This is a genomic window from Synechococcus sp. WH 7805 (assembly GCF_000153285.1).
In the GTDB taxonomy this organism is placed as follows: domain Bacteria; phylum Cyanobacteriota; class Cyanobacteriia; order PCC-6307; family Cyanobiaceae; genus Synechococcus_C.
Genome location: NZ_CH724168.1, coordinates 1,802,008 through 1,820,061, shown reverse-complemented (window position 1 = coordinate 1,820,061; position 18,054 = coordinate 1,802,008). Strand labels below are relative to the sequence as shown.

The 18,054-nt window shown below is 60.6% G+C and carries 19 protein-coding genes; 14 read left to right on the top strand and 5 right to left on the bottom strand.

What is annotated here, in order from left to right:
* The first annotated feature begins 49 nt into the window (after positions 1 to 49).
* Complete coding sequence (locus tag WH7805_RS09430; protein ID WP_006042839.1) at positions 50 to 961, top strand: fatty acid desaturase; 912 nt, start codon at positions 50 to 52, stop codon at positions 959 to 961.
* Here the strand turns inward: WH7805_RS09430 and WH7805_RS09425 are convergent.
* The gene (locus WH7805_RS09425; protein WP_006042838.1) at positions 949 to 1,674 is read right to left on the bottom strand and encodes a hypothetical protein; all 726 of its coding nucleotides are present in this window, start codon (positions 1,672 to 1,674) and stop codon (positions 949 to 951) included. The two genes, WH7805_RS09430 and WH7805_RS09425, sit on opposite strands and share 13 nt — an antisense overlap.
* Positions 1,675 to 1,730: 56 nt before the next feature.
* Here WH7805_RS09425 and WH7805_RS09420 point away from each other — a divergent pair, with 56 nt between their 5' ends.
* From WH7805_RS09420 to WH7805_RS09380, 7 genes are all read left to right on the top strand, one after another.
* Positions 1,731 to 2,663, top strand: coding sequence for a fatty acid desaturase (locus WH7805_RS09420; RefSeq protein ID WP_006042837.1), 933 nt, complete (start codon positions 1,731 to 1,733; stop codon positions 2,661 to 2,663).
* 41 nt (positions 2,664 to 2,704) lie between these two features.
* On the top strand, positions 2,705 to 3,163 hold the full coding sequence (gene rplI / locus WH7805_RS09415) for a 50S ribosomal protein L9 (RefSeq protein WP_006042836.1): 459 nt from the start codon (positions 2,705 to 2,707) through the stop codon (positions 3,161 to 3,163).
* A 97-nt stretch (positions 3,164 to 3,260) separates the two neighbouring features.
* Entirely contained in the window at positions 3,261 to 4,679 is a 1,419-nt protein-coding gene (dnaB, locus tag WH7805_RS09410) for a replicative DNA helicase (RefSeq protein ID WP_006042835.1), read from the top strand.
* A gap of 456 nt (positions 4,680 to 5,135) precedes the next feature.
* The gene (gene mnmG / locus WH7805_RS09395) at positions 5,136 to 7,115 is read left to right on the top strand and encodes a tRNA uridine-5-carboxymethylaminomethyl(34) synthesis enzyme MnmG (RefSeq protein WP_006042832.1); all 1,980 of its coding nucleotides are present in this window, start codon (positions 5,136 to 5,138) and stop codon (positions 7,113 to 7,115) included.
* 24 nt (positions 7,116 to 7,139) lie between these two features.
* Positions 7,140 to 7,823 (top strand): hypothetical protein, encoded by a 684-nt coding sequence (locus WH7805_RS09390; protein ID WP_006042831.1) that lies wholly within the window; start codon positions 7,140 to 7,142, stop codon positions 7,821 to 7,823.
* Between the two features lie 32 nt (positions 7,824 to 7,855).
* Positions 7,856 to 8,416: a chorismate lyase gene (locus tag WH7805_RS09385; protein WP_006042830.1), complete on the top strand. Its 561-nt coding sequence runs from the start codon at positions 7,856 to 7,858 to the stop codon at positions 8,414 to 8,416.
* Positions 8,417 to 8,503: 87 nt separating this feature from the next.
* Entirely contained in the window at positions 8,504 to 8,932 is a 429-nt protein-coding gene (locus WH7805_RS09380; protein WP_006042829.1) for a hypothetical protein, read from the top strand.
* Here the strand turns inward: WH7805_RS09380 and WH7805_RS09375 are convergent.
* The 3 genes from WH7805_RS09375 to WH7805_RS09365 form a co-directional block, all read right to left on the bottom strand.
* Positions 8,919 to 9,440, bottom strand: coding sequence for a DUF1269 domain-containing protein (locus WH7805_RS09375; protein ID WP_006042828.1), 522 nt, complete (start codon positions 9,438 to 9,440; stop codon positions 8,919 to 8,921). The two genes, WH7805_RS09380 and WH7805_RS09375, sit on opposite strands and share 14 nt — an antisense overlap.
* 42 nt (positions 9,441 to 9,482) lie before the next feature.
* Positions 9,483 to 10,001 carry a hypothetical protein gene (locus tag WH7805_RS09370; protein WP_006042827.1) on the bottom strand — a complete coding sequence of 173 codons (519 nt, stop codon included), beginning with the start codon at positions 9,999 to 10,001 and terminating at the stop codon, positions 9,483 to 9,485.
* Between the two features lie 110 nt (positions 10,002 to 10,111).
* Positions 10,112 to 10,660 carry a SprT family zinc-dependent metalloprotease gene (locus WH7805_RS09365; RefSeq protein WP_006042825.1) on the bottom strand — a complete coding sequence of 183 codons (549 nt, stop codon included), beginning with the start codon at positions 10,658 to 10,660 and terminating at the stop codon, positions 10,112 to 10,114.
* Between the two features lie 91 nt (positions 10,661 to 10,751).
* Between WH7805_RS09365 and WH7805_RS09360 the strand changes: the two genes are divergently transcribed.
* Genes WH7805_RS09360 through WH7805_RS09345 form a run of 4 tightly spaced genes read left to right on the top strand, consistent with a single transcriptional unit; the run spans position 10,752 to position 14,615 of the window.
* Entirely contained in the window at positions 10,752 to 11,183 is a 432-nt protein-coding gene (locus WH7805_RS09360; RefSeq protein WP_038005324.1) for a hypothetical protein, read from the top strand.
* A 34-nt stretch (positions 11,184 to 11,217) separates the two neighbouring features.
* Entirely contained in the window at positions 11,218 to 13,296 is a 2,079-nt protein-coding gene (ligA, locus tag WH7805_RS09355) for an NAD-dependent DNA ligase LigA (protein WP_006042823.1), read from the top strand.
* 18 nt (positions 13,297 to 13,314) lie between these two features.
* Positions 13,315 to 14,430: a DUF389 domain-containing protein gene (locus WH7805_RS09350; RefSeq protein WP_006042822.1), complete on the top strand. Its 1,116-nt coding sequence runs from the start codon at positions 13,315 to 13,317 to the stop codon at positions 14,428 to 14,430.
* Positions 14,427 to 14,615, top strand: coding sequence for a hypothetical protein (locus WH7805_RS09345; protein WP_006042821.1), 189 nt, complete (start codon positions 14,427 to 14,429; stop codon positions 14,613 to 14,615). The genes WH7805_RS09350 and WH7805_RS09345 overlap by 4 nt, the downstream gene beginning before the upstream one ends.
* On the opposite strand, the gene WH7805_RS09340 is transcribed toward WH7805_RS09345, so the two are convergent.
* Positions 14,597 to 15,232 (bottom strand): TVP38/TMEM64 family protein, encoded by a 636-nt coding sequence (locus WH7805_RS09340; RefSeq protein ID WP_038005322.1) that lies wholly within the window; start codon positions 15,230 to 15,232, stop codon positions 14,597 to 14,599. The genes WH7805_RS09345 and WH7805_RS09340 overlap by 19 nt on opposite strands.
* Positions 15,233 to 15,374: 142 nt before the next feature.
* Here WH7805_RS09340 and WH7805_RS09335 point away from each other — a divergent pair, with 142 nt between their 5' ends.
* Positions 15,375 to 16,643 carry an extracellular solute-binding protein gene (locus WH7805_RS09335; protein ID WP_071933704.1) on the top strand — a complete coding sequence of 423 codons (1,269 nt, stop codon included), beginning with the start codon at positions 15,375 to 15,377 and terminating at the stop codon, positions 16,641 to 16,643.
* Positions 16,640 to 17,992, top strand: coding sequence for a mechanosensitive ion channel family protein (locus tag WH7805_RS09330; protein ID WP_006042818.1), 1,353 nt, complete (start codon positions 16,640 to 16,642; stop codon positions 17,990 to 17,992). The genes WH7805_RS09335 and WH7805_RS09330 overlap by 4 nt, the downstream gene beginning before the upstream one ends.
* Positions 17,993 to 18,054: the final 62 nt, after the last annotated feature.

Genomic DNA, 18,054 nt, shown 5'->3' with positions numbered 1-18,054 from the left:
CTTCTGTATCCCTTCGGACAGCAGCTGGATCGGATCATGGAGAGTTTTCTTGGTCACCACCAACCCAGTCGACAGCGGCAGCCAACGGGACCTGCGCATGCGCGCAGCCGTCATGGCACCCCGTGCACCCTTGCCGCAGCGCCAGCGGCGCTTGAAGGGAGGAACCACAGGCTTCATGGTGGTGATGCACGTGCTCGCCACAGTGGCCCTGCTGCCCCGGTTTTGGAGCTGGCAAGGCATCGCCACCTTCGCCGTTCTGTATTGGATGACGGTGCTCGGTGTAACCCTGGGTTTGCACCGACTGGTGGCGCACCGCAGCTTCGAGGTGCCGTCATGGCTTGAGAAAACCTTGGTGCTCATGGGCACCCTTGCCTGCCAGAGCGGTCCAATCGAATGGATTGCGCTCCACCGCCATCACCATCGCTTCTCCGACCAGCCCAATGATCACCACGACGCCGGTCGCGGCCTCTGGTGGAGCCACAGCGAATGGATGCTTCATGAAATCCCGGCTCTGGAACATAAGGAGCGCTTTGCAGGAGATTTGCTGAGTAGCCCCTTCTATGTGTGGCTTGATCGTTGGTTCCTGTTGCTGCAGATCCCCCTGGGTCTTGCTCTGTACTGGTACGGCAATGCGGCTGATGTGCACGGCGGGGGACTCGGACTCGTGCTCTGGGCCATTCCTTTACGACTCGTGGTCGTGTATCACGTCACCTGGTTGGTGAACTCCGCCACCCACGCATTCGGCTATCGGAATTTCAATTGCCCGGACCTATCCCGCAATTGCTGGTGGGTAGCGCTGCTGTCCTTCGGTGAGGGTTGGCACAACAACCATCACGCCCATCCGGCCAGCGCCAGGCATGGTCTGCGCTGGTTCGAACTCGACATCACCTGGATGCACATCCGATTGCTTCAGAAATTGGGATTGACCCGCCGTGTTCGCCAGGCTCGCTACCCCGGTTGAGAGCCCGAGCGAAGCTCAGCAAGAAAGTCTTCAGCGCTGAGCCCCTGCCGGCCCTCAAGCTTGAGATGGGTGGCATGGAGATCGAGGAACTCACCATCGAGTTCCTCAGCGCTGTAGTCCCGCATTCCTGCCATCACTTCTGCGAAACGTTCGCGGCGTTGGCTTTTGGTGACCGGATAGGCCTCCATCACGGCATCACGGCACTGACGCCAGGACTGCCCGCGACAAAGCCTGTCAGCGATGGAGGCACTGAGGACAGCCGACTCCTCCGGTGCAATTCGCCAATCAAAACCAGGTGGAAGCGAGGCCAAACCGACAAAGATTTCGAAAAGGTCACCGGCACCGAGGGGATTCGATTGGGAATCGAGCAACGGCACGGCTCCGTTTGTCAGCACCTTGAGCAGATCGGGATGAACCTCAGCGAGGTGCTCTTGGATCGGAGCAAGACCGGCATGCAGGACAGCATTGGCCTGACCGAGAGCAAGAAACACTTCTGGGCCTGGTGATGCCAGCTTGCCGTTGCGGAGGTTGGAGATCTGGGAGTTATGCACACGCCCCAGATCGAGCGCGTCAGCCAAGGCAGGCAACACCTTGTGCGACCAACCATTGCGCTCATGCCAGACGTGAAGGAGATGGGCCATCGCCCGCCGGCCCTCCTCAAGCTGGTCGCGGTAACTCCTGGTCACAGGATCAGTATCACTGACGTTGCTCATTGCTTGATACGGATCCGTATCGGGTATAAACTTTCGAGTATTAACCGGATTAGGCCATGGCTTCCAGCGTCATCACTGCGCCATCACCACCCAGTCGACCAGCAGCTTCGCACCGGGCCCAGGCACTTGCAACCCTGCTGCGCCAGCCCCGCAACGGCGAGACCCCCGCAGCACCGGCAGAAGGTCTTCACTGGGTGACGATCGGTTTCATGATCGTGATCCACAGCTTGGCCCTGTTGGCCCTGCTGCCGATGTTCTGGAGCTGGCAAGCCGCCGCCAGCCTGCTGGTGCTCTACTGGGTCACCGCCTGCCTGGGCGTGACCATCGGCTACCACCGCCTGCTGTCACACCGATCGTTCCAACTCCCTCGCTGGCTCGAGCGCTTCTTCGCCACCTGCGGCGCCCTCAGCTGCCAGCACGGGCCGATTGATTGGGTGGGATTGCACCGCCATCACCACAAGTTTTCCGATACGGATGCGGATCACCACAACAGCCATCGCGGCTTCTGGTGGAGTCATATGGGATGGATGCTCCAGCCCGTCACAGCCATGCAGGCCGTGCCCCGCATGACCGGCGACCTGGTACAGGATCCTTACTACCGCTGGCTGAACAACAATTTCCTGCTGCTGCAGTTGCCCTTGGCCGGCCTGCTGTTCTGGATTGGCACCGCCACCGGAGCCGGCGGCTGGGCCTTGGTGCTGTGGGGCATTCCCCTGCGCCTGGTGCTGGTGTATCACGTCACCTGGCTTGTGAATTCCGCCACCCACTGCTGGGGGACCGTGGCTTACGACAGCGGTGATGCCTCCCGTAACAACAAGTGGGTTGCGGCCCTCACCTTCGGCGAAGGCTGGCACAACAATCACCATGCGTATCCGCACTCGGCCCGCCACGGACTGCAGCAGGGACAGATCGACCTCACCTGGGAGCACATCCGCCTGATGCGGGCCCTGGGACTGGCCACGAAAGTACGCCTACCCGTGGCATCGTAAAATTCTCGATCGCTCATTAGACGTCGTCCGGAATCATCGCCATGGCCAAGCGCGTACAAGTCGTTCTGAATGAGGACGTTCTCAGCCTCGGTCGGGATGGCGACATGGTGGAAGTTGCTCCTGGTTATGCCCGCAACTTCCTTCTCCCTTATGGCAAAGCCGTCCCAGTCACCCCAGCGGTGATGAAGCAGGTGGAGCATCGTCGGGCCAAGGAGGCTGAGCGCCAGGCCGCACTCAAGCAAGAGGCCCTGGCCTTCCGCACCGCCCTCGACACCATCGGTCGCTTCACCGTGAAGAAGCAGACAGGCGATGACAACGTGCTGTTCGGCACCGTCACCAACGGCGACGTAGCGGAAGTGATCGAAGAAGCCACCAAGAAGGAAGTGGATCGACGCGACATCACCGTTCCCGACATCCACCGCACCGGCAACTACAAGGTCAGCGTCAAGCTGCACAGTGAAGTCACCGCTGAGATCAACCTGGAAGTGGTCAGCTACTGACCCAGGTCACGGCTGGATGCGTAAGGCCGTCACAGCCCACTCTGTTGCGTGTTCGCAAGTACGCCAGAGTGGGCGTCGGCGTTGAAAGGTCAGGCCCATGGTGAGCGTTCCCCTGACGGATGCCGGCGGCGAGTCCGCCGATGGGGATCGCCACGGCTACAGCAAGGGACGTCGGCGGGACGAACCCAACTTCGAAGCCCTGCCGGATTCCGTGCCGCCCCAGAACGTTGAGGCAGAGGAAGCTGTACTAGGCGGCATCCTGCTGGACCCCGATGCCATTGGCAGGGTGGCCGATGTGTTGCAGCCGGAGGCGTTTTATCTCGGTGCGCATCGGGAGATCTTTCGCACCGCGGTGATGCTCCACAGCCAGGGCAAACCCACAGACCTCACAGCCATGACCGCCTGGCTTGCTGATACAGGTGCCTTGGAGAAGGTTGGAGGGAGCAGCAGGCTCGTGGAGCTGGTGGAACGGGTGGCCTCCACGGCCTCGATCGAGCAGGTGGCCCGCCTGGTGATGGACAAGTTCCTACGCCGGCAGCTGATCCGCTCCGGCAACGAGGTGATCCAATTGGGCTTTGACCAAAGCCTGCCGATGGAGCAGGTGCTGGATCAAGCCGAACAGAAGATTTTTGCGATCAGCCAAGAGAAACCCTCCAAGGGCCTCACGCCCACCGCTGAAATCCTGACCAGCACGTTCAACGAGATCGAAAGCCGGTCGCTGGGCACGTCTGTGGCGGGCATCCCGGTGAATTTCTACGACCTGGATGCCATGACCCAGGGCCTGCAACGCAGCGACCTGATCATCGTGGCCGGCCGGCCGGCCATGGGCAAAACCTCGATCGTGCTCAACCTGGCCAAGAACGTGGCCCAGCTGCACGACCTGCCGGTGTGCGTGTTCTCCCTGGAGATGAGCAAGGAACAACTCACTTACAGGCTTCTCTCGATGGAGGTGGGCATCGAAGCCGGCCGGCTACGCACTGGCCGGTTGCAGCAGGAGGAGTGGCCTCTGCTCGGCCAGGGCATCAACACCCTGGGGCAACTGCCGATCTACATCGACGACAAACCCAACTCCGGCGTTCTGGAGATGCGCTCCCTCTGCCGGCGCCTGATGGCGGAACAGGGCAAGGAACTGGGTCTGGTGGTGATCGACTACCTGCAGCTCATGGAAGGATCCAGCCCCGACAACCGTGTGCAGGAGATTTCCCGCATCACCCGTGCCCTCAAAGGCATGGCCCGGGAGCTGAACGTGCCAGTGATCGCCCTCTCCCAGCTCAGCCGTGGCGTGGAGTCGCGCACCAACAAACGACCGATGCTGAGCGATCTGCGCGAATCGGGCTCGATCGAGCAGGACGCCGACCTGGTGCTGATGATCTACCGCGACGAGTACTACAACCCGGAGACCCCCGACCGCGGCATCACCGAAGTGATCGTGACCAAGCACCGCAACGGCCCGGTGGGAACCGTGAAGCTTCTGTTCGAGCCCCAGTTCACTCGTTTCCGAAACCTGGCGGCGTGAAGCGATCTCATTATGTGGATCGGTCGAATTCTGCTCCTTGGTGTTGGCTCGTCCTACATCGCCCGATGGCTTCTAAGCCCACAAGCCCATCGGAATTATGTTGCAGGTTGGCTCAAGGCTTTGCGCAGAACCACCAAATGGTTACCACCTTGGCGACATAAGGTTCGCCGCTTTGGCAAACGCACCTTTGTCGCAACACTCAGCCGATCCAATCGAAAAGGCCGATCGGACAACACCTCACTGCAATAAACCACCTGGAACAGAAGGAGTGCCTACCGACAGATCACCTGCATTGTGTACTGAGGGTGAAGCGTTTCCAAAACAAGTGGCCCACTGGATCCAACAGCAATGAGCTGATCAAGTTGGGCTTGAACCGAAATCTGACCACTGCGCCCGCTGTCTTGCGCAGCGACCCACTCAAACCTGGCGTCAGGGACAGCGATTGATAATGAGGACATGAGCTTTTCCGCCGCCCCCACCGAATCCTTCGACGTGATCGTGGTTGGCGGTGGCCATGCCGGCTGTGAAGCCGCCATCACGGCTGCTCGCCTCGGACTGAACACAGCACTCTTCACCCTCAACCTCGATCGCATCGCCTGGCAGCCCTGCAACCCCGCCGTCGGCGGCCCAGCCAAAAGCCAACTGGTGCACGAGGTGGATGCCCTTGGCGGAGTGATCGGCCGACTCGCCGACGCCACGGCGATTCAGAAACGCATCCTCAACGCCAGCCGCGGCCCCGCCGTCTGGGCCCTGCGAGCGCAAACCGACAAGCGCCAGTACTCGCGCCAGATGCTGCAGCTGCTACAGCACACCCCCAACCTCGCCCTGCGCGAGGCGATGGTCACCGGACTGGAGATTGAGGGCGATGCCAGCGGTGGTGGTGAATCCTGGGATCCAAGCCAGGGTCCTGCCGCCCGCATCACCGGTGTACGCACCTATTTCGGCAGCACCTACGAAGCCAAAGCCGTGGTGCTCACCGCCGGCACCTTCCTCGGCGGACGCATCTGGGTGGGGCATCAATCCATGGCCGCAGGCCGGGCCGGCGAGCAGGCCGCCGAAGGCCTCACCGACGCCCTGCAGCAGCTTGGGTTCCACACCGATCGGCTCAAAACAGGCACACCAGCCCGGGTGGATCGGCGCAGCATTGCCCTCGATCAACTCGACGAACAACCAAGCGACGCCGCCGACCGGTTTTTCTCATTTGATCCCGCCGCCTGGGTGAGCGGTGAGCAGATGAGCTGCCACATCACCCGCACCACAGCCGCCACCCACCAGCTGATCAAAGACAACCTCCACCTCACCGCCATCTATGGCGGCGTGATCGACAGCAAAGGCCCGCGTTACTGCCCCTCCATCGAAGACAAGATCGTTCGCTTCGCGGACAAAGACAGCCACCAGATCTTTCTGGAACCAGAAGGACGCGACACCCCAGAGATTTACGTGCAGGGGTTCTCCACGGGGCTGCCCGAACCGATTCAGCTGCAACTGCTGCGCAGCCTGCCGGGCTTGGAACAAGCCGTGATGCTGCGCCCGGCCTATTCCGTGGATTACGACTACCTGCCCGCGACCCAGCTCTTTCCATCATTGGAAACCAAACGGGTGGAGGGGCTGTTCAGCGCCGGACAGCTCAACGGCACCACGGGCTATGAGGAAGCCGCGGCCCAGGGGCTGGTGGCCGGCCTCAATGCCGCGCGACGCATCCGCGGACAGAGCGCCGTGCACTTTCCCAGGGAAGGCAGCTATATCGGCACGATGATCGACGATCTCGTGAGCAAGGATCTGCGCGAGCCCTACAGGGTGCTCACCAGCCGCAGCGAATACCGCCTGGTGTTGCGGGGTGACAACGCCGACCGCCGGCTGACGCCCCTGGGTCGTGAGCTCGGCCTGATCGATGACCGGCGCTGGCAGATGTTTGAACAGAAGCTCACCGCCCTGGAAAGCGAAAAGCAGCGGCTGGAAACTCAACGACTGAAAGTGAGCGATCCAGTGGCCCCAGCAGTGGAAGCGCAAACGGGCGCTTCGATCAAGGGCTCCATCACTCTGGCCGACCTACTGCGTCGACCCGGAATGCATGCGGACGATCTGGTGCACCACGGCCTTGCCGATGCCGACCTGCCCCTGCCGGTTCGAGAAGGCGCGGAAATCGACATCAAATACAGCGGTTATTTGCAGCGCCAACAGCAGCAGATCGATCAGGTGAAACGCCAGAGCCGGCGGAAGCTTCCCGCAAGCATCGACTACGCCAAGATCAGCACCTTGTCGCGGGAAGCGCGTGAAAAACTCACGGCCGTTCGCCCGATCACCCTGGGGCAAGCCAGCCAGATCCCTGGCGTGAGCCAGGCCGACCTCACCGCTCTGTTGATGTGGCTGGAGCTTCAACAGCGGCGTAATCCGTCGAACGCTCCAGACCTCGCCCCCACCGGCCAGGCTCGATAGCGTTACGGGAGCTAAAGACCTGCGGTGTCGCCACGCCTTTCCACATCCCGGGCCTACTGGAACTTGCGTGCTGAGCAGGTGATGGATCGGGTGTTCAGCGGCGGGGAACGCACGCTCGACGCTGTTCAGGTGCAGGTGAGTGAAGTGAATGCGCCACCGTCAGCTGGCGCCACGCCAAAAACGCCCAAGTCCAAGGACACACAGCCAAGTTCGCGCGTCCCAATCAGCCTGCTGGTGCTGACCCTGATGGGAGTGCTGGGCACCCTCACCCTGGGTCTCCAGTGGTGGAACGCCCAACAGGCACTGCAAAAGGAACGCAACCTGGCGCTGATTGAAAAGCTGCGCCAGCGCGCGCTGGAGACCCAGCCCGCAGATGCAACCACCGCGGTTCAGGAAGCCCAGGAGCCGATTCAAGCCCCGTCAACCATTCAGCAACTGGAGCCGGTGACCATTCCTATTCGATCCCAATCCCCACCTGAGGCAGCAGCACTGGCGCCAGCCACACCGGAGCCCCTCCTCGTGGGTGTGGTCCATAGCGGCGGGGGCCAGGGATCCGCCATTTTTCAACTCGGTGACCAGTCTCTATCGGCAGCACCAGGAGAGAGCATCGGTAACAGTGGCTGGTCCCTGCGCAGCGTGACGGCCAACGGTGCGGTGATCGAACGTGGCGGTTCCCTCCGATCACTCTCGGTGGGAGGCGCATTCTGAGCCCCTCCGAAACCCTGACCCCCTCGCCAGCTGTGCTCTGGGAAGCACCCACGTCGGCTGTTTTGGCGGGAGAAGAACCCGGCTGGCTTCCTGGCCCCTGGCGATTGATGCTGCTCGGTGATGGCAGTCCAACGAGGCACCTGCGCTTGCTGACAAACCATCCAGTCGCCGTGCGCGTCATTGCCATGGAGGCTGATCAAGCACTGAACGGCGCGCCACAAGAAGTGCGTGAACTCAGCCATCCCCTGCTGCGACGCCAGGTTTGGCTGGAGTGCGGGGGCACCACCCTTGCCTGGGCGGAAAGCTGGTGGAACCAGACGGAAGCGGAGCAGCATCTTCAGGACCGCAACCTGCCGATCTGGCTCAGCCTCACCCAGGGACGCTCGGAACTATTCCGAGAAGTGGATGGCCTGGCTCTAGTGACAGCTCCCTGGCTGGAACAGGGCTTTGGTGAACAAGGACCGTTCTGGAGCCGCCATTACCGCTTCTTCCGACAGGGGCGGGAACTGACCGTGATCCGCGAAGTGTTCAACCCAGCCCTGGAACGCTGGCTTGGGGAAGCTCCACGTCGACCGCTTCAAACAACGTCATGAAGAAACCAAGCGTTTAGTGCGGATTTGAACTTGACAACTTGCCGCATGTCGTGCACGGGCAATCATGCGTCTATCGGTATCGATTCCATGGCGACTTCCACCTGGTTGAACCTCAACGATCTCGGCCGCAGGTTCGGAATCTCAGCAAGTCACTGCGGACGCATGCTCGAGCAGGAAGGATGGCGAGACCGCCATGGATGTCCAACCCCTGCAGCACTCGAGATTGGTGCCGCCGAGCAACGTGCTCCTCACAGCAAAGGCCGCTCAGCCCTCTGGAATGCCGATCTCTGTGCGGCAGTTCTGGAGCGTCACGGACATCACCCGGTCAGCCGTGCGCAGCACGTGAGCCAATGGACGGATCTTCTTGAAGCCATGGCTGATGGATCACCTTCAATCACCACCAGCGCCGATCAGATGGCAGAGGAGCTGCCGCCTGACCTCGTTGACGCGGTGAACCAGCAGCTGAACCGGCGCGGTTGCCCATATCGGGTGCATCGGCAAGTCACGCAAGCCTGAGAGCCTCAGCCTGCTTGCGAGCCGTTTCCAGCTGCTCCTTGAGGGCCTCTTCATCGGTGTGACTGAGGTTGGTGTGAATCAACCGGGCATGGGGTGCATGGCGGCGCAGGCGCTCGATCACCCGATCCGGCGTGGAATCGCGCACCAATAGAGCCAGAGCTGCACTGCCCTGGGGCAACGTCTCCGCCAGTTCCTCCAGAAACTTGTCGTTGATTCCGATGTCGTTGAGAGCACCGGAAGCGGCACCGGCGCCAGCCCCAACGGCCGCACCCAACAGGGGATTGGCGAAGATCAGACCAATGAGCAGACCCCAGAAGGTGCCGCCCATGGCACCGGCAGCGGTCATGTTGATGGCTTGGCGCAGATGCACATGACCATCGTCACCGTGTTCAAGCACGACCGCATCCTCCAGGGTGATCAGATGCTCCTGCTGGATGGTGACCAGCTCACGCCTAACTTCCTCAGCCTCAGTGACCTTTGGGAAGCCCACAACCACAAGGTTGCTCATGTCGGTTGATTCAGTTGGGCGGAGCCTAGGGGCTATCGAACGTCAGGCTCCGTCGCGCCGACGACTGGAGCGGGGAAGGGAGCGTCGCCCCGAGGCCCGGGAAGCTGGAGCGGAGGGTGGAGATGGGGGTAAAGGTGCACCGTCCGAGCGACTCCAGCGTTCCACACGAAAGTCATCATCGTCGGGCCAATCCTCCTGAGCGGGCTCTTCAAACGGCGGAGGACTCATCTCGGCAGGAGGCTTCAACAGCGGTTGCCGCCGCGACATCGCATCCAATGGTCGCTTCCCTGAGGGACGAGGCCTCACCACAGTTGATGGCTCAGGGGCAGGTGGCCGCTCACTCCAGTCGTCCTCTTCATCCAGAAGCCAATCCATCCGATCACCCACCCAGCGGCCCACGGCATCGAAGCGCGATCCGGACTGCGGCCGCCCACCACCACGTCGACCCGGACGGGCACCGGAGACTCCATCCACCAGTTGCCGACCCGTTTCAATCCATTGATCAAATTTCGAATCCAATGGCTCAGCACCACGCTGGCGGCGTTGTCGACGTGCATCCATCTTTAAACGTTACCGACGCCGGTGCTCCAACCAACGTTCCCGTTGCAAGCCGATCAAAGCGATGGACACACCGCCCATTTCCAAAACCCAGAGAAACAGATCCATGAACGTCAGCTCTCCTCTTGGGCCGGCACATAGCCAAGCAGACAACTGGGATGCCAACGACCACCATGATGCTGATTGCAGCATTGGCGGCAAGCGGCCTGTTTCACGCGCCGCCGGTAGGGCGTCCGCCGTCCGCAGCGCGGGCAAACAGCAATCCAGCGCGGTGGTTGCTGCGGAACCGGAAAACGATGTCGAACGCTTACCTCAAAGCGATCTTGATCCGCATTGATGGCCTGCATGCGCGCCAAAAAGTTGGGGCCATGGCTTTCGTTGCTCTTCAGCACGAGATCCACCCAGGCATGAATCATCTCGTGGCAAAGGGTGCTCTCCGTGGCTTCGCGCGGCAGCTGCCCCAACAGGGGCCTCGACAACACGATCTCCCTGCCGAGGGGGGGTGCCACGGAAACACCACGCCGATAAAGACCGGCGGTGCGGCGAAGCCGGCCATCGCTCCAGCGAACGGCAACCAGGGGCTGATGCCCCTGGGTGAGCGAGCCCTCGAAGTGTTCACGGTTCAGCCGATGAAACAACGGCAACAACGGCTCGAGCGGCATGGTCGGCAGTCGCCGGACGCGGGAGGTCGGCCCAGTCTGCCTCCATCCAGCGGATCGTCAGTCAGACTCACGGTCCAAATGGCATGGGCTGATGGATCTGGGTCTGGTGCGGGAAATCGGAAGCAAGGCACTGCTCGCCGGCGGTGGCGCACTGCTCCTCTACTGGACGATCACCGCCGTGAAACTGGTGCTCAGCGCCCGCGGCATCAATCCCCTGATCAAGCAGTTCTTCACCCAGGTGGCCGCTGGACGGGTGGATGCGGCCTACCTCCTCACCACTAAGACCTACCGCCAGCATGTGAACCGCCAGCAGTTCATCCGCTATCTGGCCGGACTGAAACTCAATCGCTTCCGCAACCTCAAATCAGGCCGTCCCCGGCTTCAGGAAGGCAACATGATTCTCACGGTGAAACTGATCGCCGAAGACAAAGAGGAGATGCCGCTCGATTTCACCTTCACCAAGGTGGACGACAACTGGAAGATCGACCGCATCGCCACCGTCAACGCCAACGTCAAGAGCTGACTGCCCCTCCGTGTCCACTTCAATCCCGCAGGGTTTGCAGGAGCGCGCCGCCGAACTGAGGCAGCTGCTCAACAGAGCCGCGCATGCTTATTACGTGCTTGATGCTCCCGACCTCGAGGATGCGGTTTACGACAGGCTTTACCGAGAACTGCTTGACCTCGAATCAGCGCATCCAGAGCTGGTTGAGGCCGACAGCCCCACCCAACGGGTGGGCGGCTCTCCGGCCGAAGGCTTTCGCAGTGTCACCCACCGCGTCCCTCTGTTCAGCCTCGACAATGCCTTCAGTGCTGACGAGCTGCGGGGCTGGTACACCCGGCTGATCAAGGTGCTCGACCGCGAGCCCCCATCGGATTCTCCCCTGCCGGCTCTGGCGATGGTGGGAGAACTGAAGATCGACGGCAATGCTCTAGCACTGAGCTACGAGAACGGCGTTTTGGTGCGCGCCGCGACCCGTGGTGATGGCGATCAAGGAGAAGAGATCACAGCCAATGTGCGCACGATCGCCTCCATTCCCCTGCGCCTGCACCTCGATCATCCACCCGCCTGGGTGGAGGTACGCGGGGAAGCTCTGATCCCCGACAGCACCTTTGCCGCCATTAACGGGGAGCGGGCTGCTCGCGACGAGCCCCTTTTCGCCAATCCCCGCAATGCCTGCGCCGGCACCCTGCGTCAGCTGGACCCGAAGGTGGTGGCCGCAAGACGCCTCGACTTCTTCGCTTACACCCTTCACCTCCCCGAGGAGTGGTCGGGACAACGCCCCGCCAGCCAGTGGGAGAGCCTGCGCTGGTTGGAGGATGCAGGTTTCCGCGTGAACCCCAACGCCGCCCTGCTCCCAAACCTGGAGGCCGTTGAGCAGTTTTTCAGCGACTGGGACAGCCGCCGCCACGATCTCAACTACGCCACCGACGGTGTTGTGGTGAAACTCAACGACCTGCGCCTGCAGGACGCCGCTGGCTTCACCCAGAAAGCGCCTCGCTGGGCCATCGCTCTCAAGTACCCGGCAGAAGAGGCTCCCAGCCGCCTGCTCAAACTCACCTGCCAGGTGGGCCGCACTGGCGTGGTCACACCCGTTGCCGAATTCGAGCCGGTTTCCTTGGCGGGCACCAGCGTCAGTCGCGCCACCCTGCACAACGCCGATCGACTGCAGGAGCTTGACCTGCATAGCGGCGACACCATCATCGTGCGCAAGGCAGGGGAGATCATCCCTGAAGTGCTGCGAGTACTCCCCGAACTGCGTTTGGAGGGTGCCCTGCCCCTGGAACTGCCGCATCACTGCCCGTCCTGCGGCTCGGATCTCGTGCGCGAAAGCGGTGAAGCTGCCACACGCTGTGTGAACAGCAGTTGTCCCGCCATCCTGAGCGGCGCCCTGCGCCACTGGGTGAGCAAGGGTGCGCTGGATGTGGACGGCCTCGGCAGCAAGCTGATTGAACAGCTTGTGGAGCGCGGCCTTGTGCGCTCGATCGCCGACCTTTACCGCCTCGACACCGCCTTGCTCACCAGCCTGGAGCGCATGGGTGAGAAAAGTGCCAGCAATCTGGTGGCTGCTCTCGAGCAATCCCGCTCTCAGCCCTGGTCACGCCAGCTCTACGGCCTGGGGATCCATCATGTTGGTGAGGTGAATGCCAAGGCCCTGGCCTCCGCTTTTCCTGATGCGGACAGCCTCGCTGACGCAGCCGTTCTCCAGCCGGAGGCGATCACCGGTTTGCACGGCATCGGCCCGGAGATCGCCCAGAGTCTGCAGCAGTGGTTCAGCACATCGGCAAACCAGGATCTGCTTCAGCAACTGCGCGATGTCGGCCTCACGCTGGCCGCCTCGGACCAGGAACGCCAAACACTGGCGGATCGCAGCAACGGCAGCGGACAGCTCAGCGGCCAGACCTTTGTGCTCACTGGCACCCTGCCCTCGCTCTCCCGATCCCAGGCCCAGGCCTTGATCGAAGCCGCAGGGGGCAAAGTGAGCGGTTCTGTGAGCAAGAAAACCAGTTTCGTGGTGGCTGGTGACGAAGCGGGCAGCAAACTGGAAAAAGCGAAATCACTCGGTGTCAGCGTGCTCGATGAAGCAGCACTGATGCTCTTGATCCAAGACAGCGCCGACTCCATTCATCCGCTTTGAACTGAGACAACAAAACCGATGCCAAATCTGATCTCTGTCGCGGTCGAAGCACTCACAGGGGAATGGCAGATCAACCTCGAGCAGCGCGTCCCACGCAAAGAGCTCTACAAAGCACGCATTGCCTCCTCAAAACCGTCCCTGGGCTTCTTTCTGCTGCTGCTGTGTTCAGCGGTCATTGCCACTCTCGGGCTGATTTCCAACAGCACCGCCGTGGTGATCGGCGCCATGATCGTGGCCCCGTTGATGGACCCGATTCTGAGCCTGGCCTTTGCTCTGGCCATCAGCAACAACACCCTGGCGAAACGTTCCCTGCTCACTATTTTCCTTGGTGTACTCACGGTGGTGGGGACAGCGGCATTCCTGTCGATGCTGCTCGATGTGAGCGAAGTCAATCGGGAGATGATCTCCCGGACAGCCCCGAACCTGATCGATCTCGGCATCGCCATCGCCGCGGCCGTTGCCGGATCCTTCAGCATGACGAGAGCGGGGTTGTCGAACTCGATCGCCGGTGTCGCCATCGCTGTGGCCCTCGTGCCTCCCCTCTGCGTCTGCGGCATCGGCTTGAGCCTGGGCCAGGAAGTGGTGGCAGTGTTCGGACGGGGAACAGTGGCGGGGATCACCAATCAGATCGCCGAGGGATCGCTCCTGTTGTTCCTGGCCAACCTGATCGGGATCACCGTGGCCAGCCTGTTCATTTTCTTGATCCAGCACTACGGATCGGTGGCCCAGAGCTGGCGCAATCTTCTGGTGTGGCTCGGTCTTCTGGGTTTGCTCTCGATCCCCCTGTCCTCATCCCTGCGCGACTTCAGCAACAAGCAACAACTGGATGGCCAGTTCGCCAGTTTCAAAGCCGGGCGGGTGCGTCAGTTTGAACTCACCCGGAAAAATCCCTATCTCTGGCAGAGGGTGCGCGTGCTTTACAGCAACGTCCGTGTTGTGGATAACGAAGCCACGGTTGATCTGGTGCTCAGTGCACCGAAAGGCCTGGTCACCGATGGAGTGGCACAAGAGCTGAATGACCGCATTTCCAAACGTGCCCGGACTGATCTAGGCCTGGATGACATCAGGACCACCATCAGCGTGATTCCCAATCAGATCTTTAAATACAAAGAAGCCTCGGAGCCATCCTCGTGACCCAACAGGACTATCAAAGGCCCTCGGTGTTTCGTTGGATCAAAACCGACTGCGGTCGCGCCAAATATGCCGACCTGAGTGCACGAAAGGGATTGCGGGCCAGAGGCCGGTTGATCTGGTTTGTGCTGATCGCCGCAGTCCGCGACTGGCGCCTCCCGGATCCCGATCAACCCGCCGGCTCCTGATCAAGCTCTGATCCCTCCTGCAAGGCCTTGCGAGCAGCGCGAGCCACCAGCCACACAACGGCAACGGTGGCCAGCACACCGACAACCCGCAACACCCAGGCCTGAGGAGTCGTCTCCCCCGCCAACACCTCCCCGAAACGAGCAGCGCTTCCAGCCAGCGCACCCAGCGCGCAAAACAAGATCGTGCCAGGGATGATGCCGATCAAGCCAAGGTTGTAGTCCCGCAGACTGACGTCGCTAAGCCCATAGGCGAGGTTCAGCAGAGAGAAAGGAAAGGCCGGAGACAGCCGGGTGAGCAGCACCAGCCGGAAGCCTTCACGGCTCACCGCCTTTTCGATTGCAAGCAGTTTTGGAAAGCGCTTGAGGCGAGCTTGTGCCCAGCCACGCAATCGATAACGCCCCAGCAAGAAAGCGGCTTCCGCCCCGAGCGTGGCTCCAGCGAACACGATCAGGCTGCCCCACCAGGTGCCGTACAGCGCTCCCGCCAGCATCGAAGCCCAGAGACCAGGCAACAGCACGGTGACCCAAACCGCATACAGCGGGATGAACACCAGAGCTCCTAACGGTGTCTGCAGCCACTGCAAAACGGCCTCCGTACTCAGCAGATCGCTCGCCATTCCCTCTCCCAAGCCCAACAACCGTTCCATGGGCATGGCGTTGAGCGCAAGTGCCAACGATTTGGCATCACGGGATCGCTGGGGTCACTATGGAGCTCGGTTACAACCGATAGCGACACCCTGCGGACGCAATAGAAGGCCGATGAAACGAAAGCTTGGGCAACGTTTATTGATCCTTAGGTTCAAGCTCCTTGGCTTGGCAGGAGCGATTGGCCTGCTCAGCGCATGCAGCAGCACGGACGAAGCCCGTCCCACCCTGCTCCGAGTCGTGCGCACCTTGCCCTCCCAGGAGGTGGTCACCAGCGAAGAAAGCTCACGAGACCGCGATGTTTTGCGCAATTTTCAGACCAGCTTGCGGGCTGTCATCCCTGGGATAAGGATCCAGCCCTCCCTTTACTCGGCATCCAGTGTCCAATCAGAACTGCAACGCCAGACCAACAGTGGACTGGGGCCTGATCTGGTGGTCAGCGATGCCCAGACCATCCAGGCTCTGTTCACAGCACGCATTCTGGATTCCGTCCCGGTCACACCTGAACAACGCCAGTCCATTCCAGCGGAGCTCCTCACGCGCGTGAGCACGAGCGACGGGGCAATCACTGGATTGCCGGTGTCCCAATACATCCAACTGGCCTGCTACGACAAACGCAAACTCAAAAGTCCACCCAAAACTCTGCGCGAACTGGCCCAACAAAGCAGTGAAGGAAGCATTTTCGGCCTCACACAGAACTTCGAGAATCTCTATTGGAGTGTGGGCAGCTATGGCGCTGGAAACGCGTTGATCAGCGCCCTGCGTGGAGAAACACCGACAACGCAGGATGTGAACCAACTGGTGCAATGGCTCACCTGGCTACGGGCAGCAAGCTTTCAGCAGAACGTTCTGTTCATGAACGATCAGGCCACCCTCCGGAAACAACTGATCGATGGAAGACTCCACTGGATCAGCTGCTGGAGCTCCCAGCTGCCCCAACTGCGGGAAGCCTTAAAGGACAATCTCGGCATTGGGCTGTTACCGGCAGGACCTGCCGGGAAAGCCACACCGGTAAGCCGGCTGCAAGTGTGGGGCCTTGGACGGAATTCCAGCCGTCAACAGCGGCAGAAAAGCTTGGAACTGATGCAATTCATTGTTCTGCCCTGGGCACAGAAAACATGGGCCCTGCGGTACCGCACCTCCTACCCGGTCAACCCAGCAGCGGCACAAATCATCAATCGCGAAATCCCTGGATTCGAAGACCTTTACCTCAGCACAGACCAGGATGATGTTCGCATCGGCGATGAAATCAGGGCAGTGCTAAATCAAAACCCAAAACTCGAACGAGTGATGCAATTCACACTGAATGATGTGATTTTTGGCACAGAAACTCCAAGCCAAGCTGCCGCAACACTGAACACCAAACTGGGACCGTCGTCATGACCATCACCTCTCTCATTCTGTCGGTGTCCCCCAGCGACATTCTCATCGAAATGCTGAGCTGGCTGGCCTTTCTGCAGCGCTGGTCGGTTCTGTCCCAGTTGCTTGTACTGGCCGTTGTCGTGGTGATTGCACGCACGCGCAGCATCCAACTCGATCCCAAGCGTTACCGGTTGCAAGCACTGTTTCCAGAATCGATCCGTGTTCTGCTTGGTCCTGCACTGATCCTGATCCTTGCGGCTGTCTTTGCTGCATGCCAAGCACCCTTCGGGCTGTTGCGTTATTTCGGGCTGCTATGGCTGGGCTGGAATCTGTTCACACCTTTGAAATCACTCGTTAAGCAGGTCAATCCGGGATTCCCAATCGAAGAGATTGAAAGCACATTTTTCAAACCTATCTATGTCATCACGGCCACTGTTTCAATGCTCAGCCTGCTCGGCAGCCGTGAAAATCTGGCGCGGATCGGAATCGCCAACCTCTTTGAAGTCGAGATCACCTTGGGCAAGGTCTATACGGCGATCGTGGCGATTTATCTGATCGTGACGATTGCATCGCGGCCTGCAGCACTGATGGCCTGGGCCAGTGGCACGATCTTCGGGGTGCGTCAGCAGAACCGGCGTGGCATGGAATTGCTGTTCCGCTACAGCGTGATCGCCATCGGCATTATGAGCGTGGCGTACTACATCGGCATCAATGGCAATGCATTCATCGCCATCGCCGGTGGTTTATCGGTGGGCATCGGCTTTGGAATCAAAGAAATCATCTCCAATTTCATTAGCAGCATCTGGCTGTTATTTGAAGGTTCCGTGCGCCCAGGCGAAATCTTGATGATCAATGGAGATCCCTGCACCGTGCGCAAGCTCGGCCTTAGGGCAACACAGCTGAAGCGTGGCCGTGACGGCGCCGAACTGCTGATCCCGAATCAGACCTTCTTCACACAAGAAGCAGCGTCCTACACAGCTGCTGAAACGGCACGTCGCGACAGCGTTGAAGTCGGCGCTGCCTACAACCACGACCCCGATCGGGTGATTGAGCTGCTGCTCGCGATTGCAGAAGACCATCCCAAAGTGAAGCAATACCCACCAGCGTCGGCTTTCGTAACGGCATTCGCCGATTCATCGATCAACTACAAAGTGCTCTTCTGGGTGGCCAACCCTCTGGATGCCTTCGCCGTCGGCAGCGATCTGCGCAGGGAGATCTGGAAACGCTTCGAGAAAGAAGAGATCACGATTCCCTTCCCCCAACGCCAGGTTTACCCCATGCAGTGGCCACCAAGTCTTCAACAAAGCCTCAGCACCAATGCACCCACAGAAGAAAACAGGACGAGTCCAAAGCAAGAAAACAACAGCTAAAATCTCAACCCCTGTCGCTCTAGACCCATTCGGGAATTCACAACAACTGCGGTCAACCGCGT